The sequence below is a fragment of the Arthrobacter sp. NPDC080073 genome, from assembly GCF_040686575.1.
GTDB lineage: Bacteria > Actinomycetota > Actinomycetes > Actinomycetales > Micrococcaceae > Arthrobacter.
The window spans coordinates 112,705-136,690 of record NZ_JBFBKR010000005.1 but is presented as its reverse complement, the minus strand read 5'-3'; the positions used below and the strand labels follow the sequence as shown (position 1 = coordinate 136,690).

Below are 23,986 nucleotides of genomic sequence, written 5' to 3'. Positions count from 1 at the left end.
TGTTCCTTTCACAAGGTTCATCCGCGAACCCCTGGATGCATCCTATGAATGCGCAGGAGTCCTTGGGATTGACCCATTGGAAGGACGTCGGGCATTCATTTCAGTAAGTATACTTACCATATTCTGCTGCACCCCGGGGACGTTCATGGACCATCCGCGCACCGATGCGGAATCGCGTAGCGGCCGAGGCCGGAGCAGCCAAAAGGAAGGTTGCCACTCATGAAGGACCAAACGAAAAGCGCTAAAGACGTCGGAGTCCTGTTCGATGTGGACGGAACCCTGGTTGACTCCACCTATTTCCACACCACGGCGTGGTGGCAGGCCTTCCGGCAACAAGGACTGGACGTGCCTATGGCCTCCATCCACCGCCACATCGGCATGGGTGGAGACAAACTGCTTGAGAGCCTGCTCCCCGCGAATTCCGATCGGGATATCCGCGATGCCGTCGAGCGCGCTCACGGCGCAATTTTCTCGACCTTTTGGCCGGCTATCCGGCCCTTCGACTCGGCAAGGACCCTCCTGCAAGCGTGTGCGGAATCCGGATTGGCCGTGGCATTGGCCTCCTCGGCACACGAGCGGGATCTTCGGGTGCTCCGAAACGTCCTTGATGCCGAACCTTGGATCGACTGCGCGACGAGTTCAGCCGAGGCGGCAGAGAGCAAGCCCTCCCCCGACATTCTCCTAGCGGCACTTGAAAAGCTGCACCTAAACGCGGCAGATGTCGCATTTGTCGGCGACTCCGTCTGGGATGTCAAGGCTGCGGCCCGGATCGGCATTGAAACGATCGGCCTCACGTGCGGGGGGATCAGCGCAGCCGAGCTTTTCGAGGCAGGCGCCGTCGAAGTCTATTCAGGACCAAAAGCACTCCTCGAGCGACTGGACGCCAGCGCCCTTGGAAAACTTGCACGCCGGAACGATGACGCGGAACCGGGTGGAACCGCGCCCGGAGCCCCTACGGACAACGCATCGCGATAGTCGCCGCAGGAAAGAAACGCCCCCTGCGGGGCGACGCGGACCTTTGCCAGGCTCAGTTCGCGCACTTCTCAGACCACATTCATCAAAGGGGTTACGCTCACATGGTAAGCATGCTTACTATCTTAACTACCAGTATTTCTGGTTCTTGATCCGCAGCCGACCTTCTTGGAAAGAGAGCGAAGATGACAGAGAACCAATGGGACGGGACCCACACGCCCCGGCCAGCCACCGAGCAACTAGAGGATTCGCAAGTTCCCCCGCCGCCCACCCGTAACAGCGGCGCGCCGACGACGGAAGCCATCAAGGACGAAGCAGGCAACGTGGCCGCACAGGCAGGAGACTCTGCGAAGAACGTCGTCGAAACCGCGAAAGCCGAAGTCGCGAACGTTGCCTCTGAAGTGAACTCGAGCGCAAGGGATCTGCTGGAGCAGGCAAGGCTGGACCTCACAGACCAGGCCGACAAGCAACAGCAAAAGGTCGCCGCAGGCCTTCGATCCATCTCGGCGGAACTGCAGTCCATGGCCGCCGCTTCCGAGCAACCCGGCGTCGCAACGGATTTGGTGCGGCAAGCCGCCGAACGGTCTTCTTCGGTGGCGGCTTGGCTGGAGGACCGGGATCCGGGCTCCCTTCTGGACGAAGTGAAGACCTTCGCGCGACAGCGTCCCGGTGCGTTTCTCCTTCTGGCCGCAGGAGCAGGCGTTCTGGCCGGCCGCCTGAGCCGCGGGCTGAGCGCCGGCGCTGACGGCTCCCGACCAGGAACAGCCACCGGGCGGGCCCCCATCCAACCTGCCCGCGACGAAGCCCGGCCTTTTGTCCCCGGGCCAGGGATGACAGTACCACCTCCCCCGGTCCAGCTACCCGGTCCAACCACCACGACTGCCGGATACTCGAACCCCGGCACCCTCTCGGGCGACGGGGCCGCTGCGCCCACCGGCGCACCGGGGACCATGCCTCAACCCGCACCGGTCACCGAGCCGGAAGCTGACCCATGGCCTAGCGGCGGGATAGCCGAGGATCCATTCACCCGTGAGCGTTCGCATCGTCTCGATTCTCCTGCTCCCCTGACAGGAAATGATGCAGCCGACGCCGGGCGCAGCCCAGACGTGGACCCCGCCAGCGGTGAGTCGCGATGACCGAGAGCCAAATCCCGCCGACGCCCGCCCACGCCAAGGCGGACTCGACATCCTTGGGAGACCTTCTGGGCGAGGTCACCCGGGACATTTCCACGCTGATGCGCCAGGAAGTGGAACTGGCCAAAGCTGAACTGAAGCAGTCCGCGGCGCAAGCAGGCAGGGGCGCCGGAATGCTGGCAGGCGCCGGTGTTGCCGGGCATTTCGTCCTCCTTTTCCTTTCCCTCGCCCTTTGGTACGCACTGGGCGAGCTGATCGGCTTAGGCTGGTCCGCCGTCGTCGTAGCTGTTCTCTGGGCGATCGTGGCGGCCGTCCTGGCATCGGTCGGCCGCAAGGAACTCAACGCCGTCAAAGGCATGCCCCAGACGGCCGAAACAATCCAGGAAATCCCAGAAACACTCAAACCACGCGAGGAGCAACGATGAGTGAAAATCCGGATGATATCCGTTCCGAGATCGAGGAAACCCGGCGTCGCCTCGGCACCAACGTTGACGCAGTGGCGGATAAGGTGACGCCATCGCACGTTGTCCGACGCCAAACAGAGAAAGTCAAGGATGCCGTGTTCGGCGTGAAGGAGAACATCATGGGCGCAGCTGACGACCTGGTGGACGGCGGACGGTCAGCGATCGACGACGCCGGTGCGGCGATCGGCGAGGTGCCCCATCGTGTGGCCAGCAAGACGCAAGGCAACCCGTTGGCTGCGGGGTTGATAGCCTTCGGGGCCGGACTACTGGTGGCTTCCCTCATCCCGGCAAGCGAGAAGGAAAAGGAGGCAGCCGCGGCCCTGAAGGAAGCGGCTGAACCCCTGACCAGCGAACTGGCCTCGGCGGCTCACGACGTGGCCCAGGATCTCCAGGAGCCGGCCCAGGAAGCTCTCGAGAACGTCAAAGTGGCAGCCTCGGACGCAGTCGAAAACGTCAAGGAAGAATCCCAGACCGCCGTCTCCGACGTAACGGACAGCACCACAGCGGCCAGGGAAAGGATCCAGCCCACCTGATCCAGACGGAGGCGTGCTGTCTGCCCAATACCGCTGGACGGACGGCCCGCCTCCATCACGCCTTGGAATGAGGGACATCCATGACAGTCAAAAATCCCGCCGAAAGCAGCAGGGCCAAGGCAACAACAGCCCCGGATGCGGATGACGCGCGAAAACCGGCCAGACCCACCGACATCGCAAAGCCAACCTGGACCTACATAGTCAAGAGGACCTTCCGGGAGTTCGGCAAGGATCAGTGCCCGGACGCTGCCGCGGGGCTGACCTACTACGCGGTGCTTTCACTTTTCCCCGCCTTGCTCGCGCTCGTCTCCCTGCTTGGTATTTTCGGGCAGGCAGGAAAGAGCACGTCCGCCCTCCTGGATCTCCTCCAAGGCATCGCCCCCGGATCCACCATCGACACCATCCGCCAGCCGATTGAAGAACTCACCACCTCTACATCGGCCGGTTTCGCGCTGATACTCGGTCTCGTCGCTGCTCTGTGGTCCGCGTCGGGGTACGTGGGAGCCTTCAGCAGGGCCATGAACCGCGTATACGAAGTGGACGAAGGGCGCGGGTTCATCAAACTCCGCGCAACCATGCTCGGCGTCACCGTGTTCGCGGTGATACTCGTAGCCCTGATCGCCGGCATGCTCGCGCTCAGCGGGCCCGTGGCGGACGCCGTGGGGAGGGCAGTCAACCTTGGCGGAGACCTCCTGACGGTGTGGAGTATCGCAAAATGGCCCGTCGTCATCCTGCTTGTGGTCTTGATCATCGCGGTCTTGTACTACGTCACCCCCAACGTGAAGCAGCCGCGGTTCCGTTGGATGAGCATCGGCTCCTTCATCGCTTTGATGGCATTCATCCTTGCATCGCTGGGCTTTGGCTTCTACGTGGCCAACTTCAGCAACTACAACAAGACCTATGGGGCAATAGGCGGCGTCATCGTGATGCTCCTGTGGTTATGGATATTGAACATGTCCCTCCTGTTCGGCGCAGAGTTCGACGCCGAAATGGAACGCGGGCGGGAGCTACAGGCAGGAATGGACGCCGAAGAAGCCATCCAGCTCCCACCCCGCGGAACCAAGCGCAGCGGGAAAGTCGAGAAACGGGAAGAAGAAGAAGTCGTCGACGGCGAAAGGCTTAGCGCGCGGCACACCCGGAACGCGGATTGACCCGGACCAGACACGGCAGCGCGAAGGTCGCCCCGGCGGGTCCTTTGCCCTTCGGAATTCAATCAGTGAGGGATCACCATGGAGATGAATATCAGGGACCGCTGGGACAGCCTCAGCCCCGAAACCCGGCAGTGGCTCATCGAGAACCCCGGGTGCGTGGTCCTGCCGCGCACGATCACGGAGACGATCCATCAGGAAACCGGAATCGCCCCGGACTCGGACCGGCACGCCCAGGCCAGTCTCTCCCCCGAAGACCTCGACTTCATCCGGGCCCAGGCCGAAGGAACGCCTGCTCGGCCGGAGCACCGGTTCTTCGACGCAATCCAGCCCGGAGAAGGCTGACGCTGAGCGTCAACGGACAAAGGAGTCCCCAGTGAATTCAGAACCACAGCCGGCACCGGAGCCTCCCCGCCCACCCACACCCGGGCCGGACCAGCCGGCGGGGCGCCGGCCGATGGTCACCCGCGCCGGGATGGCCTGGACGGCCACCATCGCCGCCCTCGTGCTCCTGATCCTGCTCATCGCATTCATCGTGCAGAACCAGGACGCCGCCAGGGTCAGGTTCTTCGGCCTGGACGGGACCATCTCCCTTGGCATTGCCCTGCTCATCGCCGCGGTCGGCGGCGGTGTCCTGGTCGCCGTAGCCGGTGCCGTACGCATCATCCAGCTCCGTGCCCGCACCCGCCGCGCGCCAGCCACACCACGGCCCTGAGACCAGCCAGGACCCCGCCTGGCCCGCCTCAGCCGTACCAGACCCGAACCCGGAGCCCGGACCCCTTCTCGTCCCCGACCCGGGACCGGTGCCACCGCCGCACCCCGACCCAACCCAACGTTCATAACGGTCCGCGCAGCCGTAAACCGTGCCCCCGCAGGCAGACGCCGCGATCCGGTGGGGCCTTGGACAGTCTCGGAGAAGCCAACGTTCCCGATGGCGTTCGGGTTGTGCTTCTTCATGTATTGGTGCGCCGGGTGCTCGGGGCTTCGGCCTCGAGGGCGAGGAGGAGGCGGACGGTGCTCTCTTCCTTGAGCACCAGGCGCGGCGCATCCGTCGTCGGGCATCTTTTGACCTGCGCCGGCTTCCCGATACGGTGGTGGCGTACAACGACACTGTCGCCCAAGGCGTGTACGACAAATTGCGCCGCCGCGGCCTCGAACCCGGCCGCGACATTGCCGTCGCATCCTTTGACGACACACGCATCGCCGCCAGCCAGGTCCCTCCCATGACGTCAGTGGCAGGATTCCCGCAAGAGATCGGCACCAAAGGCACCGAAATGCTGATGAAGCGACTCGCCGACGGCAACGACGACATCCCGACCCAATTGAGCCTCATCCAGCCGCAACTCAGGATCCGGTCATCCACTGCGACCTGGCGCCCCGTACCTAGGCACACCGGACCCGGAGTCGCTGCGAGGACGCAAACCACTCCAATAGAGAGGAAACACGCAATCATGATCCACGACGCGACTCTTACATCCGAGCCGGAATTCGACCCGGATTCCCGTGACGAACAGCCCGAAGCGGCGCTTCGGGCCATGATCGAACGGCTCGAAAACGAAATCAGCGCCCTACACCTGAAGAGCTTCAACCAGGCCGACGCCCTGGCCCTGGGTCTATCGCTGGTGGATCTCGCTACACGGCGGAACCTCCCCGTTGCCATCGACATTCGTCGAAACGAGCACGTACTCTTCCACGTATCCCTCCCCGGAGCGACGCCGGACAACGAGATTTGGGTCCAGAGAAAGAGCAGGACTACTGAGCGGTACGCCCGAACCATCACTCCTGGTTGCACTCAAGGGCAGGCTCGGCGGAGGAACCTTGGAAGACAAGGGATGGTTCGATCAGGAACGCTACGCCTCCGCCGGCGGATCCGTCCCAATATTCGTCGAAGGCACCGGTCACGTAGCCACCGCGACAGTCTCCGGGCTCCCACAAAAAGCCGACCACGACCTGGTCGTCGAGGCACTGACCACATTCCGCAACCGCAGCACAGACTGAGAGGGCCAATCGAATTCGCGAGCCTCTTGCGTTTCCCATGCTGAGCTGCGGGCTAAACTCCTAGTCCTGGTTGAAGGCGGCGTCGAAGCTGGTTTGCGACGGCGGGAAGTCGAACTTCTTGAGGTTGGCGAGGGCTTCGGGGGCGCCGTGGAGGCGGTCCATGCCGGCGTCTTCCCATTCAATGCTGATCGGCCCGGTGTAGCCGATCGCGGTGAGGGCGCGGAAGCTCGATTCCCAGGGGACGTCGCCGCGCCCGGCGGAGACGAAGTCCCAGCCCCGGCGCGGGTCGCCCCAGGGCAGGTGGGAGCCCAGGACGGTGTTCCGGCCCGTGGGGCGCAGCTTGGTGTCCTTGCAGTCCACGTGGTAGATCCGGTCCTTGAAGTCCCAGATGAAGGACACGGGGTCGATGCCTTGCCACATGAAGTGCGAGGGGTCCCAGTTCAGCCCGAACGCCTCCCGGTGCCCGATCGCTTCCAGGGTCCGCACGGTGGTCCAGTAGTCATAGGCGATCTCGGAGGGGTGGACTTCGTGGGCGAAGCGGACCCCGCACTCGTCGAAGACGTCCAGGATGGGGTTCCAGCGGTCCGCGAAGTCCTGGTAGCCGGCCTCGATGACCTTCTCCGGGACGGGCGGGAACATCGCGACGTACTGCCAGATGGAGGAGCCGGTGAACCCGACGACAGTGTCCACCCCGAGGGCCTGGGCGAGGCGGGCGGTGTGTTTCATTTCCTCGGCGGCCCGTTGACGCACTCCTTCGGGGTCCCCGTCGCCCCAGACTTTGGCCCCGACGATTCCCTGGTGGCGGAAGTCGATGGGGTCATCGCAGACGGCCTGGCCTTTGAGGTGGTTGGAGATGGCCCAGACCTTGAGGTTGTATTTTTCCAGGACGGCGAGTTTGGATTCGACGTAGCCGGGTTCGTCCCAGCGCCAGGCGTCCAGGTGGTCCCCGGACACGGCGATTTCCAGGCCGTCGTAGCCCCACCCGGAGGCGAGTTTCGCGACGTCCTCGAAGGGCAGGTCGGCCCACTGGCCGGTGAACAGGGTGTACGGGCGGGGCATGGTTCTCCTCATCTTTGCTGAATCGTCCGGGATCCTCACAGGGCGTCGGATTTTTTCATGCACTCCCTGACATACGCGTCGGACGCGCGAAGGTGTTCACCGATCTTTTCGAAGCTCCATCCTTGGGTTCCGTGGCATTTGAGGCTGGCAACGCCTTCGTACCCGACCCGGCGGAGTGTTCCTAGCATCACGGAGTGGTCAAGTGTGCCCTCGGGGCGGGGTAGTTGCTGGTCGGCGGGACCGAAGTTCAGCCCATCGGTGCCGTGGCGGTAGGCGCGATCGATGTCCCAGATGTAGTAGTAGAAGAGCCTCTTGCGTTCGGCGAGGAAGGTGATCGCTTCGCTGATGGTGTCCTGCATCACCCACAAGTGCGGGGGCGCGATGCAGACGCCGAGGTAGGGGTCGTCGATGTCGCGGATGAGCCGTTTCATCTGCGCGAGCGTGTCAACGCCTTCATCCCATCGCTGGTCTTCGTTGGCGCCGGTTTCGAAGTCGGGTGCGAAGGGGACGGTGAGATGGTTTTCGACCGCGATCCGGACTCCGTGGCGCGCTCCTGCTTCGACGATGGGTGGCAGGAAGGTGGAGACGAAGTCGGGGTAGTTGGCTTCGCAGTCGAAGATGAGGGTGTCGATTCCGAGGTCTGCGGCGAACTCGACGCGTTCAAGGATCTCTTCCTGGGTCTTTCCATACACGGTGAGGCCGCAGGGTTTGACCCCGTATTTGTCAAGCACTCCGAGGATCTTTCCGGGGTCATCTCCCGGGTTGACGTGATGGGCCAGCGGAGCGGCGGAGGACCAGAGGTTGACCTCCTTGAAGCCGATGTCGGCAAGGTCGCGGATCGAATCTTCGAAGCCATGGTCGTGGTAGGGGACGAGCTCGGCGGCATATCTGAACATGGGTTCTCTCCTTGGGAGGGGCTGACGGGGTTTACCAGACGAAGACGGCTTTTTCGGTTTCGCGCTGGTCGAAGGCGCGGAATGCTTCCTCGGCCTGCTCGATGGAAAAGTCGTGGCTGATGAGTTTTTCGACCGGGATCTTCTGATCGATGACGAGGCGGACTATTTCTTCCCAGTCGCTGATCGGGAAGTACCAGCCGCCGACGACGGTGAGCAGCTTTCGGAGCATCTGGTCGCTGGGGTTGATCTGCGTCGCCCGCGACTCACCGACGAAAGCGACGGCACCTAGTTTGGCTGCGGCGTCCAATGCCGAGTTCTGCCCGGCCGGGTTGCCGGAACAATCGATGCAGATGTCTGCTCCGCGGCCCTGGGTGAGGTTCCGGATCTGCTGAACGGCGTCGGCTGTTGTGCTGTTGATGACAGCGTCAGCGCCAAGGGAGCTGGCCTGTTCGAGCCGATGGTCGATAACGTCGACGGCGATGACTCTGGCCCCGAAGGCCTTGCCGATGAGTACTGCCGCGGATCCCATTGGCCCCATGCCGAAGACGGCGACGGTTTTTCCGCCGGCCACGCCGAGCTGCTTCTGCACGTGGTACTGGCTTCCGACCATGTCAGTCATCACCGCGCCGGCGCGGAAGCTGAGTTCGTCGGGGAGCTGAAGACAGTTGCGCTCGGGAAGGACGAAGTAGTCGGCGTCACCGCCGTCGACGTCGAAACCGAAGCATTTCCACTGCTCACACAGCATCATGTAGCCGCTGAGGCAGTACTCGCAGAATCCGCACCCGACGGCGAGGTAGCCGGCGACGCGGTCGCCCACTTTGACGTGGGTCACGGCGCTCCCGACCCTGACGACTTCGCCGGCCGCCTCGTGCCCGGGGATCACCGAGCCCTGGCCGGCGCCTTCGCCGCCGACGATCGGGGTGCCGTAGTAGAGGCTCATGTCGCTGCGGCAGATCGCGGAGGCACGGGTCCTTACCAGCACCTCGTGCGGCCCCGGCTCGGGGAGCTCGCGTTCCACGACAGTGACTCTTTTGTCACCGGGGAGAATGACTGCTTTCATTTTTTCTTCTCCAATACTCATTTACTTGACTGCACCGAAGGTCAGGCCGGCGACCATCTGGCGGCGCAGCACGACCATGAGCACTAGGATGGGTGCGACGATCAGGGTCGCGGCGGCGGTGATGTTGCCCCAGTCCGTGCCGTACATACCGGTGAACTGCTGCAGGCCTACCGGAGCGGTCTTGGCTCCGCTGCGGGTCAGGGACAGCGCGAACAGGAACTCATTCCAGGATAGGACGATGGTCAGTACGGCGGCCGTGGCGACGGACGGCACGAGCAGGGGCCAGATGATCCGGCGGAGGACTTCCCAGGTCGAGGCGCCGTCGACCATGGCTGCTTCCTGGATCTCATAGGGCAACTGCAGGATCGAGCTGCGCAGGATCCAGACCACGATGGGCAGGTTGAAGGCGGCGTACGGGATGATCAGCGCCGGATAGGTGTCCATGAGCCCGAGCTTGCCAGCGAAGACGAAGACCGGGATGACGGCGACGATGGGAGGGAACATGTAGGTCGACAAGATCCAGGACGAGAGTCCCTTGCGGGCCCGGAAATCCCGCATGGTCAGGGCATAGGCGGCAGGGACCCCCACGACGATGGCCAGGGCTGTGGCGCCGAGGCTGACGACGGCGCTGTTGGCCAGCAGCTGACCGAAGCTTTCGGATTTCCCGCCGCCGGCTGACAGCACGGAGGCGTAATTGTCCAGGGTGGGCTGGAAGATCCAGGCGGGAGGGATCTGGTTGGCGATGCCGGCCGGCTTGATGGAGGTGACAAGCATGAAGAGCAACGGCACGAGGCCGATCAGGAGCCATGCCCACAGGAAGGTACGTCCGATGATGACCCGTGCCACGGCACCGCCGCGGCGGGTTGATGATGATGTCGTTGTCATTACATTTCCTCGGGGTCTGCTCGGCGGCCGATGACGCGCAGCATGAAGGGGACAAGAAGCGAGAGGATGATCAAGAAGACCACGCCCAAGGCGCAGGCGAGACCGACATTGAAGCTTTGAAGGCCTACGCGGAAAATGCCCAGGTTGATGATTTCGGTGGACTCACCGGGCCCCCCGCCGCTGAGGATCTTGAACGAATCGAAGGTCTTGAAGGCCTGGATGGTCCGCAGCACGGCCGCGATGGCAATGAACGGCACCATGGCCGGAAAGGTAATGTGCCGGAACATCTGCCATGGGGTCGCCCCGTCGACCATGGCTGCTTCCCGGGGTTCGCCCGGCAGGGACTGGAGGCCGGCCATCAGGATCAGGGCGATGAACGGGGTCCACTGCCACAGATCGAGAATGACGAGGACGATCCACGCCGATGTCGGATCCCCAAGCAGGTCAGTGCCTTTGGGGAATCCGAAGACGCCGAGGTAGTAACCTACCCAACCGTAGTTGGGGTTCAACAGCTGCTTGAAGACCATGGCTGCGACCGCCGGAGTGACGGCAAACGGAAGCAGCATGAGAGCGGCCCCGACTTTGTTGGCACGGGTCTGGGCGGCCAGCGGGAGTGCCAGGGCGAAGCCGAGGACCATCTCCAGAATCACCGCGACAGCGACGAAGCCGAAAGTGATCAGGAATGCGTGCTGGACCGAGGCATTGGTAACCGCCTCGATGAAGTTGTCCAGTCCGACGAATTTGCCCACGCCGCCGAGGATCTTGTCGTTGCGGAAGGCCGAGTAGAAGATGAAGATGGCCGGGGCCACGGTCATCAGCAGCAGGACACCCATGGCCGGGGCCATGTAGATCCACGGGGTCGAACGTTTTTTCCAGGTCAACGGCTTCCTGCCGCGCGGACCGGCCGTGGTACGGCCGGCCGCTCGGCGGGAAGCATCAACCGTCAAGGTCGCATCCGGTGGTGCGGCGGTTGCTTTCATTATCGATACTCCTTGAGCGGTCCGTTGTGTTAGTAGCCGGCCGATTTGACGAGGGCCGAGACCTTGTCGGACGCGGATTTGAGGGCGTCCGATGGTGAGGAAGCGCCTGTTGCTGCGTTGTTCACCGCGACTGCCACTTCATGGCTGACTTCGGTGTAGTTGGTCAGCCGCGCACGGCCAACGCCAACCGCGAGGGATTTCCCGAGGGTGTCGTAGAAGGGCGCGAGGGGGTTATCGGTCTTGATGCCGGCAAAGACGGATGTCCGGCTGGGGTGCAGGGACTTGGCGGTCATCGTGGTTTGCTGTTCGGCGGCAGTCAGCCAGCTGATCGCCTGGTAGGCCCATTCCTTGTTCTTGGAATTCTTGTTCAGGCTCAGCATCCAGGTACCGAAGTGGGGGCCGGCAGCCTTGCCGGTGGGTACGGGGGCGTAGCCGATGGTGCCCCCCTTGACGTTGTCAGCGAGCTTGAGGTCGTGGTAGTTGATCGTCATGGCGGTTAGCCCGCTGCCGAACGATTCGGCTGTGGTGCCCCAGTCAGCTGACGTGCTGCCCGGGGGGACGTGTCCGCTTTGCGCGAGCTTGGCGTAGTAGTCCAGAGCCTGAGTTCCTTCGGGAGTGTTGAACGCGGGTTTGCCGCTCTCGTCCGCGAGTGTCCCGTCTCCGCCGTACGATGCCAGTAGGGTCTTGAAGTCGTCCGTGGCCCAGTCGCCGACGCCTGCCATGACCGTAGTTCCGTAGAGCTTCTTGTCGGGCTGGGTGAAGAACCCTGCCACCTGGGCATAGTCATCCCAGGTCTTCGGAACCGTGAGGTCCTTGCCGTACTTGGCTTTGAAGTTCGCCTTTTGGGTCGGGTCGTTGAACAGGTCGCTGCGGTAGGCCATGACCGCCACGTTCGACTGGATCGGCATCCCGTACACGTCGAATCCAGCGTTCTTGATCGCGGACACTTCCGGCTTCGCGGTGGGATCGGGGTAGCGTTTGATCGGGGAATCAACGTTGTAGACTGCGGTGTCGTAGAACACCTTGGGGATGAAGTCGCCCACGTTGGATTGCGGGCTGCCAGGGTTCAGGGCGTCGCTCTGGATGTACTGGCTCAGGGGTTCGAGGTTCTGCACCAGCGCCGGCGCCCACGGGGTGTCGACGACGACGATGTCGTAGTAGCTGCTGCTGGACGCGAACTCCGAGAAGACCTTCTGCTGCAATGCGTCGTACGGCTGATTGTCGATCTTCAGATCAATGCCGAACTTTTCCTTGAATTGGGGTACCAGCGATGCGACGGCGGCACTGTTGGCTTCGTCGGTGGCGTAGAGCATCCGCAGCTCTGTCGGTTTGGCCGCGGCGGTGCTGGGTGCTGATGAGCCGCCCGTGCATGCGGTCGCCAACAAGGTCACGGTGAGCGCAGCTCCCAATCCCGCGACGATGCGGGATCGCTTGACGCGATCGAATGATCGGATCATCCTACTGCCTTTCCTTAAGGGTTAATAAAGGGATCTTGTGCCCGGTCGATTCCGGGTCGTTCGGAGAAACTTCTTGCCAGCCACCCTCCTGGGCGGAGCGTTGGACGGCGGACGTGAGGCGGGCAGCCCGCAGGCCGTCCTCGAAAAGGGGCAGGCCGTCCGGAACCGTACCGGATCTCACCCCGAGGTAAACATCGGCCATGAAGGAGTTGAAGGCATCCTGATAGCCCTGCGGATGGCCTGCCGGCAGGCTGCAGTATCGGGCAGCCGATGGATCAAGGGCAGCCGGATCGCGGACCAGCAATTGGGAGCCCGAGCGGCGCCCGACCCACAGAGTTTCCGGATGCTCCTGATCAAAGCTCAGGGTTTCCATCGTTCCCGAAATTTCCAGAGCGAGGCGGTTCTTACGCCCCGGGGCGACCTGGCTGATCAGGAGCGTCCCCACGGCCCCGCCGCGGGTCTCGAACACCACCGAGACAATGTCTTCGGTCCGGACCTCCCGGCCTCCCCGTTGACTGAAAGCGGTCCGGGTCAGGGCGGCCAGGCGGCTGATCCGGTCATCAAGAACGAATTCGATGACATCGCACAGATGCGAGCCGATATCGGCGAAAGCCCGTGAGGGTCCTCCGAGGCTTTCATCGACCCTCCAGTCGTCGTCATCGCTGGACAGGAGCCAGTCCTGAAGAAATGAACCCTGGATGGTCAGGACACGTCCAACCTGGCCGTGTCGCACCCTCGCCCGGGCCTCCCGGACCATGGGATGGAACCGGTAGATAAAGGGCACGGCGGCGGTGCGCCCCCGGGTGCGCGCCAGTGCGGTTAACTTTTCAGCTTCCTGCACGGAAGTGGCCAGGGGTTTTTCACAGACAACATGCTTGCCCGCCCGCAGCGCTGCATCCGCCAGCGCAAAGTGGGTGACGTTGGGAGTGCACACGTGGATGACGTCGATCGTGTCGTCCTCGACGAGATCCTGGACGGATCCGTAAGCCTGTATGACGCCCAGGCGGTCTTTGGCGCGGGCGGCGCTGGCATGGCTCGAGGAAGCGATACCGGCGATTTCCGCCCCTGCAGCACGGGCGGCTCTGCTATGCACCTCAGCCATGAACCCGGCGCCGACGAACGCTGCCCGTAACCGGCCGTGGGCTGTCGTGGTTCTGTCGTTTTCCATGCCGAAAGAGTGACACGCACCACGCAGCTTTTGTCAGTCACCAAGCAAAAGTATGCACCTTTTGACGCTCTTGCCGAAGGAATGCACACCGAAGTTGCACCTTTTGAAGCTTCCGGCGTCGACGTGTGGACGGGAACGAAAGGGCACCTTAACACTGGTGGAGGCAAGGTCCCTCGGGGCCTGTGAGCGTGATGTGTCAGACCTCAAGCTCACCAGTCACCTCTTTCGAGCCCCCGGAATGGAGAGATATGGACAACGGCGGCCCCGGCGACCTTTTGCGTATTCTGCGGGACCGCCGCCCGCGAACCAGGGCCGACCTGGCTGAGATAACGGGCTTGGGGCGAGCTGCCATCAGTTCCCGCCTCGAAGCGCTCCTGGCACTCGGACTGGTTGTACCGGTGTCGGATGCGGCTTCCACCGGAGGCCGCCCCTCGGCGCGGCTAGCCTTCAACCCAGGTGCAAGGCTAGCCGCTGCCGCCGACGTCGGTGCCACACACGCGAGCGTGGCTCTCACGGACCTGTCAGGAAGAATTCTCGTGGAAACCACTGAACCACTTGAGATTTCACGAGGACCGGAAACTGTTCTGGACTGGCTAGCGGTGACGCTGCAGGGTCATTTGCGAACGGTGAAGCGTCCGGCAACGGACATTGTCGCCGTCGGCATCGGACTTCCCGGTCCGGTTGAACACTCCACCGGAAAACCGACCAGCCCGCCGATCATGCCGGGATGGGACGGATTCGATGTCCCCGCGTACGTTCGGCAGACCTTTGAGGTTCCCGTGCTGGTCGACAACGACGTCAACATCATGGCCCTCGGCGAGCGGGCTACACGCTGGCCCAACGAGGACAACATGATCTTCCTCAAAGTCGCCACCGGCATCGGCTCCGGGATCATCAGTGGAGGAATATTGCAGCGAGGAGCGGCAGGAGTGGCCGGAGACGTCGGTCATATCGCCGTTTCCAAGGCGGCAGGAATCCAATGCCGTTGTGGCAAGACTGCCTGTTTGGAAGCCATCGCAGGCACTCCGGCCCTCGCCGCCCAGCTTCGCGAAAACGGACTCGAAGCAACCACCGCAAACGACGTCGTCTCACTCGTCCGTTCCGGCGATTTGGCCGCTATTCAAGCCGTCCGGCAGGCCGGCCGCGACATCGGAGAAATGCTCAACATGTGTGTGAGCCTCATCAACCCCTCCCTCATTGTCGTCGGTGGATCCCTTGCACAATCCGGAGAACACCTGATCGCCGGAATCCGTGAAACCGTCTATGCACGCTCAACGCCCTTGGCGACACAGCGCCTGAATATCACCCAATCCGAAACCGGGCCGGAAGCAGGCGTGGTTGGGGCCAGCATCTTGGCCATCGAGCACGCGCTCGCCCCCCATCGACTCAGTGATCTCGCAACAACACCGCGTCCCGGCGGACACCAAAGTGCCGACGTGCAGAATGCGGAACGCGTCGCCCAAGCCTCCCGGTCTTCGCTCCGTGACTCGGTAGCCAGTTGAATCCACCGCGTTCCTTGGCCACGTTCCCAAACGGAGAGGCAAATAAAGATATACACGCGTAAAATACGCCTAACATCTGAGGTCTTTTCTGGCCGGCACTGCGTGCCACCGCAACCGCTGCCCCAAGACGTTCCGGCCATTCCAAGGGACCGCCATGAAGATTCACGCTGGCGAAAAAGGAGGATGGCATGCCTCAATCTGCCGCAGGGAACAGCGGCCAGCTGCGAAGATATGCAGTGCCGCAGGGGCTCAGTCCCGAACAAAGGTTCGAACATTGGCGAACGTGGTACAGCAGTGCTGTCGAAACCCCGATGCGATTGGAGAAGTCCAAGGATGCTGCGCCCCGGCCTTTCACACCGTCAGCCATTAGTTTTTCCGGGCCAGGCTTCAGCCTCATAGAAATGCACAACGCCCCCGCAGTGGGCTCGTGGGCGCCCAATCCCGACGCCAGGGATCTGCGACTGGCCTACTTCAGGAAAGGGCCAGCCCTAACCCTGGCTCTCAACGGCGTGCCTGAGCCAGTACCACCAGGCTCCGTCAGGTTCATCGATACCTCGCTGAGCGGCAGTTTCGATGCGCCTGAGGGCTTTCACGCCTTACAGATCAACATCGACCGCAGCAGTCTGGAGGTCAGCGATGCCGCACTTCGCTCCCTGCTTCGCCTGCCTGACCTCGCAAAGCACCCAATTGTGGGCACTTTCGTGATTCCTGCGCTGTTGAGCTGGAAGCGCCCCGGCATTGAACGGCAGGCATCGGGAACCGCAGACATATTCCGATCCGTAATGGCAACCCTGGTTGGCTCCCTGCTTGAAACACCGGTGGACGATGAGGCGCAGAAACCGACTCTAAGACTGGCAGTGAATAGATACCTTGATTCCAACTATGACAACCCGGATCTGGACGTGGCGATGGTCGCCGAAAGGTTCAACCTCTCCCGCCGCTCCCTGTTCTACGTTTTCGAGAATGAAGAACTCCACCTGGGTGAGCGTATACGCGCCTTGAAAACGCGCAAAGCGCTGGAGCTCCTCCTTAATGCCGATGCCCGGAAGATCACCTACTCAGAAATTGCGACATCATGCGGATTCACCAACGTGCAAAACATGCGCCGCGCGGTGAAAGAGTTCACCGGGATGAATGTGAGGGAGATCCACCGATCCGAGACCGTCATTCGTGTTGCGTTGCAACAGCTGCGCGAATCGCTCATCCGGTAGCGCCTAATCGCAATGGCACAAAGAGGTGTGCCCCGCAGCTCCCGCTGCGGGGCCTACATATTCTTGCCGTTCGAACAATCAGGAGACCTGAAGGCCACCGTTGATGTCGTAGGTTGCCGCAGTGATATAGCCAGCATCCCCGCTCAGGAGGAAACTCATCAGGGCGGCTACTTCCTCGCGGGTGCCGACTCTTCCCATCATGATGCCCTGGGACATTTCTGCTTTGCGTTCCTCAGTGAGGGTGCCCCCCATGATGTCGGTGTCGATTGGGCCAGGTGCGACGCAGTTGACGGTGATGCCGTGTTCGCCGACTTCGCGGGCCAGGGCGCGGGTGAAGCCGATCACGCCTCCCTTGGATGCACTGTAGGCCACCTTGGAGAAGGTGCCGCCGCCGCGCTGGGCCGAGATGGAGGAGATGCTGACGATGCGCCCGACCTTGCGTTCGATCATGCCCTTGAGTACGGCCTGGCTGACCAGGAAAGTGCCGCGCATATTGATGTCGAACACCCGGTCCCATCCCTCCACGGTTTCTTCCATGAACGGGGTGGGGTTGCTGATACCGGCGATGTTGGCGAGGCCGACAATCGGCGGCAGTTCCGCCTCCACTTGGGCGATTGCGGTGTCCACCGACTCCTTGTCGGAGACGTCGGCGGCCAGCCCGATCGTCTGGACGCCGTGCTTCGCGGCGATCTCGTCGGCTGCGGCTTTCGCGTCGACGCCGTTGATGTCGAGGATGGCCACGGCCCAGCCTTCGCTGGCCATTCGATCCGCAGCAGCCCGCCCGATGCCTCGGGCCGACGCTGCTCCGGTCAGTACAACGGTGCGTTCAGTGGGGAAATTGGTTGAGGTCATTGCTTTGTTTCCTTCGGTTTGTGCTGGATCAGGAGGCGGAGGAAGGCCCGGTTGCCTGGGCGGGAGCGGCGTCGCCTTCGGGGCGTTTTCGTGCGTAAAGGTAAGTGGCAACGCCGGTAGCGGCGAGGCAGACGGACAGGAAGACGAGGCCGCTCTGGTTGTTGCCCGTTGCGTCCTTCAGAAGGCCCACCGCGTAGGGTGCCACGAAGCCGCCGAGGTTGCCCAGCGAGTTGATCAAGGCCAGGCCCGAAGCTGCCGCAGCGCCGGTGAGCGCAGCCGAAGGCATGGAGAGGAACGGTGCGATGGCCCCATAGATGCCCATGGCGGAGACGATAAGGCCGACCATCGCGACCAGGGGGTTGATCGGAAGCAGGAAGCCGGCCGCGAGGAGGCCTGCGCCGGCGAGAACCATGCTGGCTGCTGCGTGCCAGGCCCGTTTGCCGGTCTTGTCCGCCCGCTTGCTCCACCAGTACACGAACACAGCGGCGATGGCGTAAGGGATGAAGACGATGAAGCCGACTTCCGTCGTCGAGAACTTGCCAAGGGCCGAGACAATGGTGGGCATCCATAGGCCCAGTCCGTAAATGCCGCAGACCAGACCGAAGTACAGGGCAGAGTATGCAAGGGTGCGCTTGTCCTTGAGTCCGGCGAGGAAGTTATTGTGTCCCGACTTTGATTTGAGGGCAAGTTCCGCGTCCATGGCGTCAGCCAGCCATTCGCGCTCATCGTGTTTGAGCCACTTGGCGTCGCGGGGCCGGTCCGTCATGAGAATCGGTGTGAGAAGACCCAGGAAGACCGCCGGGATGCCTTCAAAGATATAGAGCCACTGCCAGCCGTGAAGGCCCATAACGCCGTCCAGCTGCAGAAGCAGCCCGGAGACCGGAGCGCCTAGCGCGTTGGACAATGGCTGCGCGAGGATAAAGATCCCCAGCACGGTGACCCGCTGCGCTGCGGGGAACCACAGCGTCAGGTAGAACAGGATGGCAGGGAAGAACCCAGCCTCGGCCGCCCCCAGAAGGAAACGGACGATGTAGTAAGTGGACTCGCCGTTCACCAGGGCCATGGCCGCGGCAAGCATGCCCCAGGTGATGAGAATCCGGGCCAGCCATTTACGTGCGCCGAAGCGATACATGCCCACATTGCTCGGAATTTCGAGCAGGGCATATCCGAGGAAGAAGATCCCGGCACCGAGTCCGTAGGCGGCAGAATTGAGGCCAATGTCTGAGCTCATGGTCAACTTGGCGAAACCAACGTTGTTCCTGTCGAGGTACGAGACGAAGTACAGAAGCACAATCAGGGGCATGATGCGACGGCGGACCTTGCGCAGCGTGCGCTCACCTAGTTCACCGAGGGTTGCGGACCGCATCGTGAGGGAAGTCATCTTTGACCTTCTGTCTGTGGACCCGCACCGTGCAACTGGGCTCGGCGTGAATCCGGGGATTTGAGTTGGAGACATTCATTCAATGTCAGATGTCAGACATCTGATCTGACAGAAAGAATACGATGGCATGGAAGAGGCGTCAAGGGCCGGATCGAAATGCCACTTCTGCAACTCAGCTTGGCAATGAGAAGCTGCTGCCTGCCTCAGGGCTTGGCGCTGTGCACGTAACGTTCGTAGTCTTCGAACGTCTGGTCCATGTGCTCATCCATGATTTGCCTTGAGAGCTCAGCGTCACCGGTGAGGATGCTATCCAGCACGCGCTGATGGAAGTAGATGGCGTGGAGCTGAATCTCCGGAACGGCAGAAGTTTCCCGCCGGGCCGTGTACAAGAGCTGACCGAGCTGGGCGAGGAGCGCACGGACAAACGGATTGCCCGAGGCCCTAAGCACGGCGTCGTGGAATCCAATGTCGGCCGCAACGAACCGGTCCAGATCGCCAGCGGCGCGCGAGAGTTTCATGTCGTGGATGCACTGCCTCATCCGTTCCACGTCCTCGGGAGAATGCCGCTTTGCCGCAAGCCCGGCCGCCCCCGTCTCCACCATGCGACGCACCTCGATGAGCCCGGCCGCCACCTGCTCCGCGCTACTGCCGCGTGAGGCAGCCCGGAAGATCGCACCGAGTCCCGTCCAGGTCTCCGGTGGGTTGACGAACGTGCCGCGGCCGGCCTTCACATACAAGATGTTTTGTGCCCGCAGCACCTTCAGCGCCTCACGCACGGTGAGCCGACTGACGCCGTAAAGCTCGGCTATCTCCAACTCGCTGGGGAGGACATCATTAGGCCCAAGCTTGCCCTCAAGGATGTCATCCAAAAGCCCGTCGACCACATCGTCAACAAGTGTCTTGCGGCCCAAGGTCCATCCCGCCTTCATTCGGTCTCAACTCCCAACATTACAGAAGCGCCCGGGAACTTCGGGGGAATCGCGCCGGCAACTCTTCGGTGGGGCTCGCGATCCTAGGTTCGACAGGGCCACGATCATCGCATTCGAGGTGATCGCACGAGACCTAAGCTATTGGTGGCGAGAGCACGCGCGAAGCAATCGGCACGGATGCAAGGCCATCCAGTCCATCGGCTCAAGACCCCGTCATTGACGCCCAAGCCGGTTGTTCGCCCTGGACTCCCCCATTTCCTACAAAGCGAAACCAATCCTAGGAACCAACGATGTCTATATCTGGCACGAGCGATGTCGCCGCCATAGCAGGCGGTGCTGTCAGCACCGTTTTGAATGCCCCGAACAGCACTCGGAAAGTCAAAATCGAAACCCGGGAGCCAAGCGGTCCGGGGGAAGATTTTGTCCGTGTATTTGGCGGGATCGAGGTGCTGGGCTCCTCGCTGCTGGTGCAGCTCTTGGTGGGAAACTACGTTGGCCTCATTAGCCGGGGCCGCATGATTGCCCGGGGCTGGTTGGACATGGTCTCGGCAGATGGGACTACAGCTTGGGTCTGGCTCGACAGTGGCCGCGGGCGTCGGATGGTGCACGCTGGAGACGGGATCAGTCTCATGGTTCTGGACGAAGCCCCCGCCACTGCTTACGCCAACAAAACGACAAACAAGAACCGCAAGTGCAAAACAACAACCGAAGGAAACTGAACCCTTGATCTACATTCCGGCGCAGGACCGTTATGATTCCATGCCGTACCGAAGGGTCGGCCGAAGCGGGCTGAAGCTTCCAGCGGTCTCCTTGGGCCTCTGGCACAACTTTGGCGACGACAAGCCCTTTGAGACGCAACGGGCCATCCTTCGCCGCGCTTTCGAGCTCGGCGTCACACACTTTGACCTGGCCAATAACTATGGTCCGCCCAGCGGCAGTGCCGAAACCAATTTTGGCCGCCACCTCAGGGACGACTTCAAGCCCTACCGCGACGAGCTCGTCATCTCCACCAAGGCGGGATACCACATGTGGCCTGGCCCGTATGGCGAATGGGGATCCAGGAAATACCTCCTCTCGAGCCTGGACCAGTCCCTGGAACGCATGGGCCTGGACTACGTGGATATCTTCTATAGCCACCGACCGGACCCGCACACTCCCCTTGAGGAGACCATGGGAGCGCTCGACACCGCGGTCCGCTCGGGCAGGGCGCTGTACGCGGGCATTTCCTCCTACTCCCCGGACAAGACGCTCGAGGCAGCTGCCATCCTTCGGGACCTTGGAACACCGCTGCTGATCCACCAGCCCTCGTACTCAATGCTCAACCGTTGGACCGAACAGGGCGAACCCAACTTGTTCCAGACCCTTGAGCAGGTGGGCGCGGGCGCCATCGCGTTCTCGCCCCTCGCGCAGGGTTTGCTGACCACGCGGTACCTACATGGCGTCCCGGAGGACTCCCGCGCTGCCGCAGGCAAGTCACTGGTGGACACGCAACTCTCTGAGGAGAACCTGACCCGGATCCGGGGCCTCAGCGAGATCGCGACGCAGCGTGGGCAGACCCTGGCCCAGATGGCCATAAGCTGGGTTCTGCGTCCACAAAACAAGGGAATACCCGTCACATCGGCCCTGATCGGTGCCAGCAGCGTCCGGCAACTCGAAGACAACCTGGCGGCAATCTCAGGTCCGGACTTCACCAATGATGAGCTGGACAGAATTGACGAATTTGCCGTCGAATCCGACATCAACCTCTGGGCCAAGGCACTCCAGGCATAGCAGCACCCCTCTCTGAAGGGCTCTCTTAACCTTAACCGCAGCCGCAGCTGTGGCGGATGATCAGTTCCACAGGGAGCATCTCGCTCTGGAGTTCCATCGCTTCGCCCGGCCTCGCCCGGAGAAGCAGGTCAACCGCGAGGGAGCCCGCCCGAGCGATCGGCTGCTGCACGGTCGTTAGCCCCGGGGAGATAATGCCTGCCTCGCGGATCCCGTCGAACGAAACCACGGCGACGTCCTCCGGGACTCGGACCCGGGCCTCCGCTGCGGCATGCAGTATTCCGATTGCCTGCTCGTCACTGTGCACGAACATGGCTCGCGGCCGTTTCCGGGTTGCCAAGAGCATCTTGGCAACCCGGAAAGCGTCATAGCGATCAAAACTGCTCTGAACTTTCAGCTGACCGGCCGGGTCGATTCCCCGCGCGATCAGAGCCTGCTCCCAGCCTTCTTGGCGTTCTCTGACGGCCGACAGCCCGAGAGGACCGCTGAAGCTCGCCACTTCGGTGTGCCCGTGGTCGAGTAGGTGCGTCGTGCCGGCAAAAGCACCCGCTCTATTGTCGACAATGATTGAGGTGCCCCAGACTTCGCTGGCCGATCGGTCCAGGAAGACGACGGGGGTCTTGTTGCCCTTCAGCGCTGCCATTGTTGCGGGAAGAAATGCCTCGTTCGTCACCGAGCTACCCGCGAAGATGATCCCCTTGACCTGCTGCTCGATAAAAGTGCGCAGATGCTTTGCCTGTCGCTCATCGTTCTGCATTGCGTTGCCAAGAAGAAGGCTGTATCCGCGTTCGAGCGCGGAGGTTTCGACGGCTTGGGCAACTTCGCCGCAATAGGGGTTCGTGATGTCGGCAGCGATCAGCCCTAGGGTCGTGCTTGACGCAGAGCGCAGTGACCGCGCTACCGCATTCGGGCGATAGCCCAGTCTCTCCACGGCATCCAAAACGCGCTTCCGCGTTGCCTCGGAAACCTTTCGCGGCCCGTTGTTGACCACATAGCTAACAACCGCTGTGGACGTACCGGCCTCTCGCGCGACCTCCTCTTGGGTGATCATCCGTTACTCCTATCGTGTATTCCGCGAACCCGCACCAAACTCGCGGCCCCCTTATGGATCCAAGCCTAGAGCACGGGACGACCGGCCGCTTGTTACGAGTTTAAGCACGAATTGTTGCGGCCGTGTTAACTTTCCGGCCTTGACGCAAATCCGGATCACATCATATTGACACGTCTCCAAGTTCGCTCCTATCGTAAATCTAAACGTATAGATCCGCGGCCCGTAGCGGATATCGATTCCGGCCCTCGGCTGCCATAAACGGTAACCCATGGGGTGCGAGCAGCTCCCCACAATTGGTTGATGCGCTGCCAATCCCCATGGGTAATAACTCCGTCGCTGAAATGTTCGCCATGAACATCAATTGTCAATTTTCTCCTAGACATAATTCCACCCGGTTTTTCCGATGAAAAGGATAGTTCCGTGATTAAAACAAATGATGCGTCCGTCGCCTCCAGTGCGGAGGCCAATCTTATGTCCGCGTTGCCGCCCGCTGCCATGTCCCGACGACACCTGTTGCGGGGGGTAGGGGCGGGGGCGTTGGCGGTTGCTGGCGGGGCGCTGTTAGCCGCCTGTGGATCGGCGACGACTGCATCCAGCACCGCTTCTTCCGGCGCTGCCAGCGGGACAGTGGGTCTGCAGCTGGTATTCATCAAGAACGTCCAGTTCGCCGGTAGCTTCTTTGCCGACCAGAACGGGTACTGGAAGAACCTGGGCCTGAACGTCAACCTGATGGCCGGTGGACCCAACCTGACAGTGGAGCCGGTTGTCCAATCGGGTAAGGCGCTGGTGGGCATAACCCACACGGCGCAGGCCGTAAAGGCCATCATCAACGGCGCTGACCTGCAGATCATCGGCGCGGGTTTCCAGAAGAACCCCTTCGTCCTGATCTCCCGTGCGGCTGCGCCTATCAAGACGCCGCAGGAACTTGCCGGTAAGAAGATCGGGGTACAGGCCCTGGACCTTCCGGTCTTTACGGCCTTCCTCACGGCCAACAAGATCGACAAATCCACGTTCACGATCGTGCCGCTGCAGTCCGACCCCACACCGCTGGTGACCGGTGAACTCGACGGCATCATGGGCTTCTACAGCAACGAGCCCAATTTCCTGCGCATCAAAGGAGTCGAACCCTACAACCTGCTGTTTGACAACTTCAACTACCCCCTCATGGAGGAGGCCTACATCGTGAAGAAGTCGAATCTGCAGGACACCGCGAAACGGGCGCAGATCGTGGCACTGATGCAGGGCGAATCGAAGGGCTGGCTGGATGCCGTTGCCAGTGTGGACAAGGCGGCCGACCTGGCGGTCAACAACTACGGCAAGGACCTCAAGCTCGACGTGAGCCAACAGGTGTTGGCGATGAAATCGGAAGTTGATCTGGTCGTCACGCCCGACACGAAGACTCACGGGCTTTTCTGGATGACCGACACACTTATCAACGGCACGGTCAACTCGCTAAAGCTCGGCGGCGTCGAGGCGACGAAGGACATGTTCACCCTTGATGTCCTGAATGACGTATACAAAGGAAAGGCCACGGTCTGAC

The 23,986-nt window shown here is 62.1% G+C and carries 24 protein-coding genes and 1 pseudogene; 14 read left to right on the top strand and 11 right to left on the bottom strand.

Going from position 1 to position 23,986, the window contains the following annotated elements; translation table 11 throughout:
• The first annotated feature begins 219 nt into the window (after window positions 1-219).
• The 9 genes and pseudogenes from AB0O52_RS08310 (at window position 220) to AB0O52_RS08270 (ending at window position 6,248) form a co-directional block, all read left to right on the top strand.
• Window positions 220-975 (top strand): HAD family hydrolase, encoded by a 756-nt coding sequence (locus tag AB0O52_RS08310; RefSeq protein WP_364535991.1) that lies wholly within the window; start codon window positions 220-222, stop codon window positions 973-975.
• 182 nt (window positions 976-1,157) lie between these two features.
• Window positions 1,158-2,108: a hypothetical protein gene (locus AB0O52_RS08305; RefSeq protein WP_364535988.1), complete on the top strand. Its 951-nt coding sequence runs from the start codon at window positions 1,158-1,160 to the stop codon at window positions 2,106-2,108.
• Entirely contained in the window at window positions 2,105-2,530 is a 426-nt protein-coding gene (locus AB0O52_RS08300; protein ID WP_364535985.1) for a phage holin family protein, read from the top strand. The genes AB0O52_RS08305 and AB0O52_RS08300 overlap by 4 nt, the downstream gene beginning before the upstream one ends.
• The gene (locus AB0O52_RS08295) at window positions 2,527-3,102 is read left to right on the top strand and encodes a DUF3618 domain-containing protein (RefSeq protein ID WP_364535982.1); all 576 of its coding nucleotides are present in this window, start codon (window positions 2,527-2,529) and stop codon (window positions 3,100-3,102) included. Before AB0O52_RS08300 ends, AB0O52_RS08295 begins: the two co-directional genes overlap by 4 nt.
• A gap of 80 nt (window positions 3,103-3,182) precedes the next feature.
• The gene (locus AB0O52_RS08290) at window positions 3,183-4,253 is read left to right on the top strand and encodes a YihY/virulence factor BrkB family protein (protein WP_364535979.1); all 1,071 of its coding nucleotides are present in this window, start codon (window positions 3,183-3,185) and stop codon (window positions 4,251-4,253) included.
• A gap of 78 nt (window positions 4,254-4,331) precedes the next feature.
• Window positions 4,332-4,595, top strand: coding sequence for a hypothetical protein (locus AB0O52_RS08285; RefSeq protein ID WP_364535976.1), 264 nt, complete (start codon window positions 4,332-4,334; stop codon window positions 4,593-4,595).
• A 31-nt stretch (window positions 4,596-4,626) separates the two neighbouring features.
• Complete coding sequence (locus AB0O52_RS08280; protein ID WP_364535974.1) at window positions 4,627-4,965, top strand: lipopolysaccharide assembly protein LapA domain-containing protein; 339 nt, start codon at window positions 4,627-4,629, stop codon at window positions 4,963-4,965.
• Between the two features lie 148 nt (window positions 4,966-5,113).
• Window positions 5,114-5,962 (top strand): annotated as a pseudogene (locus AB0O52_RS08275) (substrate-binding domain-containing protein); the annotation flags it as partial.
• A gap of 106 nt (window positions 5,963-6,068) precedes the next feature.
• Window positions 6,069-6,248 (top strand): heme-binding protein, encoded by a 180-nt coding sequence (locus AB0O52_RS08270; protein ID WP_364535971.1) that lies wholly within the window; start codon window positions 6,069-6,071, stop codon window positions 6,246-6,248.
• Window positions 6,249-6,308: 60 nt separating this feature from the next.
• Here the strand turns inward: AB0O52_RS08270 and AB0O52_RS08265 are convergent, their stop codons facing one another.
• Genes AB0O52_RS08265 through AB0O52_RS08235 form a run of 7 tightly spaced genes read right to left on the bottom strand, consistent with a single transcriptional unit; the run spans window position 6,309 to window position 13,753 of the window.
• Window positions 6,309-7,307, bottom strand: a complete 999-nt coding sequence (locus tag AB0O52_RS08265; protein WP_364535969.1) for a sugar phosphate isomerase/epimerase family protein — start codon at window positions 7,305-7,307, stop codon at window positions 6,309-6,311.
• A 35-nt stretch (window positions 7,308-7,342) separates the two neighbouring features.
• Window positions 7,343-8,203 carry a sugar phosphate isomerase/epimerase gene (locus tag AB0O52_RS08260; protein ID WP_364535966.1) on the bottom strand — a complete coding sequence of 287 codons (861 nt, stop codon included), beginning with the start codon at window positions 8,201-8,203 and terminating at the stop codon, window positions 7,343-7,345.
• A 31-nt stretch (window positions 8,204-8,234) separates the two neighbouring features.
• A complete protein-coding gene (locus AB0O52_RS08255; protein WP_364535963.1) occupies window positions 8,235-9,263 on the bottom strand; it encodes a zinc-binding dehydrogenase in 1,029 nt (342 codons plus the stop codon).
• 21 nt (window positions 9,264-9,284) lie between these two features.
• A complete protein-coding gene (locus AB0O52_RS08250) occupies window positions 9,285-10,148 on the bottom strand; it encodes a carbohydrate ABC transporter permease (RefSeq protein ID WP_364535960.1) in 864 nt (287 codons plus the stop codon).
• Window positions 10,148-11,128: a sugar ABC transporter permease gene (locus tag AB0O52_RS08245; protein ID WP_364535958.1), complete on the bottom strand. Its 981-nt coding sequence runs from the start codon at window positions 11,126-11,128 to the stop codon at window positions 10,148-10,150. Before AB0O52_RS08245 ends, AB0O52_RS08250 begins: the two co-directional genes overlap by 1 nt.
• 29 nt (window positions 11,129-11,157) lie before the next feature.
• The gene (locus tag AB0O52_RS08240) at window positions 11,158-12,585 is read right to left on the bottom strand and encodes a sugar ABC transporter substrate-binding protein (RefSeq protein ID WP_364535955.1); all 1,428 of its coding nucleotides are present in this window, start codon (window positions 12,583-12,585) and stop codon (window positions 11,158-11,160) included.
• A 1-nt stretch (window position 12,586) separates the two neighbouring features.
• Window positions 12,587-13,753: a Gfo/Idh/MocA family oxidoreductase gene (locus AB0O52_RS08235; protein ID WP_364535954.1), complete on the bottom strand. Its 1,167-nt coding sequence runs from the start codon at window positions 13,751-13,753 to the stop codon at window positions 12,587-12,589.
• 248 nt (window positions 13,754-14,001) lie between these two features.
• Here AB0O52_RS08235 and AB0O52_RS08230 point away from each other — a divergent pair, with 248 nt between their 5' ends.
• Window positions 14,002-15,255: an ROK family transcriptional regulator gene (locus tag AB0O52_RS08230; protein WP_364535951.1), complete on the top strand. Its 1,254-nt coding sequence runs from the start codon at window positions 14,002-14,004 to the stop codon at window positions 15,253-15,255.
• Between the two features lie 311 nt (window positions 15,256-15,566).
• Complete coding sequence (locus AB0O52_RS08225; RefSeq protein WP_364536358.1) at window positions 15,567-16,466, top strand: helix-turn-helix domain-containing protein; 900 nt, start codon at window positions 15,567-15,569, stop codon at window positions 16,464-16,466.
• A gap of 78 nt (window positions 16,467-16,544) precedes the next feature.
• Here the strand turns inward: AB0O52_RS08225 and AB0O52_RS08220 are convergent, their stop codons facing one another.
• The 3 genes from AB0O52_RS08220 to AB0O52_RS08210 all read right to left on the bottom strand — a co-directional run bounded on the left by AB0O52_RS08220 (window position 16,545) and on the right by AB0O52_RS08210 (window position 19,610).
• Window positions 16,545-17,318, bottom strand: a complete 774-nt coding sequence (locus AB0O52_RS08220; protein ID WP_364535948.1) for an SDR family NAD(P)-dependent oxidoreductase — start codon at window positions 17,316-17,318, stop codon at window positions 16,545-16,547.
• Window positions 17,319-17,346: 28 nt separating this feature from the next.
• Entirely contained in the window at window positions 17,347-18,699 is a 1,353-nt protein-coding gene (locus tag AB0O52_RS08215) for an MFS transporter (protein WP_364535945.1), read from the bottom strand.
• Between the two features lie 203 nt (window positions 18,700-18,902).
• Window positions 18,903-19,610: a FadR/GntR family transcriptional regulator gene (locus AB0O52_RS08210; protein WP_364536355.1), complete on the bottom strand. Its 708-nt coding sequence runs from the start codon at window positions 19,608-19,610 to the stop codon at window positions 18,903-18,905.
• Between the two features lie 308 nt (window positions 19,611-19,918).
• Here AB0O52_RS08210 and AB0O52_RS08205 point away from each other — a divergent pair, with 308 nt between their 5' ends.
• Together AB0O52_RS08205 and mgrA are read left to right on the top strand one after the other, a co-directional pair.
• Window positions 19,919-20,347, top strand: coding sequence for a hypothetical protein (locus tag AB0O52_RS08205; RefSeq protein WP_364535942.1), 429 nt, complete (start codon window positions 19,919-19,921; stop codon window positions 20,345-20,347).
• Window positions 20,348-20,351: 4 nt separating this feature from the next.
• Window positions 20,352-21,398, top strand: coding sequence for an L-glyceraldehyde 3-phosphate reductase (gene mgrA, locus AB0O52_RS08200; RefSeq protein ID WP_364535939.1), 1,047 nt, complete (start codon window positions 20,352-20,354; stop codon window positions 21,396-21,398).
• A gap of 31 nt (window positions 21,399-21,429) precedes the next feature.
• On the opposite strand, the gene AB0O52_RS08195 is transcribed toward mgrA, so the two are convergent.
• Window positions 21,430-22,446, bottom strand: a complete 1,017-nt coding sequence (locus AB0O52_RS08195; RefSeq protein ID WP_364535936.1) for a LacI family DNA-binding transcriptional regulator — start codon at window positions 22,444-22,446, stop codon at window positions 21,430-21,432.
• A gap of 420 nt (window positions 22,447-22,866) precedes the next feature.
• Here AB0O52_RS08195 and AB0O52_RS08190 point away from each other — a divergent pair, with 420 nt between their 5' ends.
• Complete coding sequence (locus AB0O52_RS08190; RefSeq protein ID WP_364535933.1) at window positions 22,867-23,985, top strand: ABC transporter substrate-binding protein; 1,119 nt, start codon at window positions 22,867-22,869, stop codon at window positions 23,983-23,985.
• Window position 23,986 lies beyond the last annotated feature (1 nt).